We start from the raw sequence: 885 nt of genomic DNA on the forward strand, positions 1-885 counted from the left end.
CAACGCTTGCCCATCCTGATCGCCACGCAACCGGTGGACTTTCGTTGCGGTCATCAGGCTCTGGCCTTGATAGTGCAGACTGAACTGAAACTCGATCCGCATTCCGGGATCACGGTGATCTTCCGGTCGAAACGCGGAGACAGGCTGAAGATTTTGGTGTGGGATGGCACCGGACTGGTTCTGACATATAAAATTCTTGAGAACGGCAGTTTTGCCTGGCCCAAAGTACGGGATGGAACGATGCGCCTTTCAAGGGCTCAATATGCGGCTTTATTTGAAGGCCTCGACTGGCGTCGCGTGATGGCGCAGCGCGTGGCGCCGCCCTCTGCTGCGGGGTGATCTTCCTTCCGGTTTGTCATTGTTTCATTTGGATTTTATGCTGCGACATGCTATGAAAACGCATGTTGCAACCCATTGATCTCAGCCAGTTCCCGGAGCTTCCGCCAGAGGTGGTGAAGGCGTTTGCGGACATGCAATTTGAGCTGTCAGTCGAGCGGGCGGCGCGTCAGCATGAGCAGGCGGTGGTGGCCGAAAAGGACGTATTCATCACCGACCTGAAAGAACTGATCGAGAAGCTGGAAGGTCAGGTTCAGGAGTACCGGCGCACGAAGTTCGGGCCGAAATCGGAAAAGCTCGATCCTGCGCAGATGGAACTGGCGCTGGAAGATTTGGAGACGGCGATTGCCGAAACGCAGGCCCGGATTGCGGCTGTTGAAGAGAAGATGGCGTCCAGCACTCTCAGTCCCTGCAAGGCGGCATCTCCACGCAAGGAACGAAAAGCCCGTGTGCTGCCGGCGAACCTGCCGCGTGTCGAGCGTGTGATTGAGCCTTTAAGCATTGCCTGTCCCTGTGGCTGTGGCGATATGGTTCGCATCGGCGAAGACA

Annotated in this window: 2 protein-coding genes; both read left to right on the forward strand. The window is 56.6% G+C overall.

Annotated elements, in window-relative coordinates; genetic code table 11:
- A partial coding sequence (gene tnpB, locus F9K91_RS25500; RefSeq protein WP_151679073.1) for an IS66 family insertion sequence element accessory protein TnpB occupies window positions 1-339 on the forward strand: 339 nt, incomplete at its 5' end.
- Window positions 340-401: 62 nt separating this feature from the next.
- The coding region (locus F9K91_RS25505; RefSeq protein ID WP_208852735.1) for an IS66 family transposase at window positions 402-885 on the forward strand (484 nt) is incomplete at its 3' end.

The organism is Brucella tritici, from assembly GCF_008932295.1.
GTDB lineage: Bacteria > Pseudomonadota > Alphaproteobacteria > Rhizobiales > Rhizobiaceae > Brucella > Brucella tritici.